We start from the raw sequence: 352 nt of genomic DNA, 5'->3' as shown, positions 1-352 counted from the left end.
ATAAATGGCATAAAAATAAAGTTCCCAAATAAAGAAAAAGTAACCCGCCTTGGAAGAATAAGTCGGTTTGTTGTTTCTCAAATAGGGGAGCAATTAAGGTTAAAGGTCCTACTACAAATCGAATAAAAAACAGTGGCAGCACGATTTGTGCATAAACACCAGCAATTCTCCAATCCTCGCCAAAGAACATTACAAAAAGAGATTCAATTAAAAAGAAAAGTGTCACAAATACAGGTAAACCAATAATTAGTAGTTTTTTAAAGGTTTGATTGAAAGAATTTTCTGCACCTCCAGTAGCTAATTTTTCTCTTTTTGCTTCTTCAAAAAAGATTTGTCCTATAGAGGCACCAAT

Annotated in this window: 1 pseudogene; it reads right to left on the bottom strand. The window is 33.2% G+C overall.

Annotated elements, in window-relative coordinates:
- Positions 1-352, bottom strand: a pseudogene (locus HC175_RS21265) (hypothetical protein); the annotation flags it as partial.

It is taken from the genome of Salinimicrobium oceani (assembly GCF_012037645.1).
Note: the sequence above shows the minus strand (reverse complement) of the source record. Positions and strands in the feature narration are given on the sequence as shown.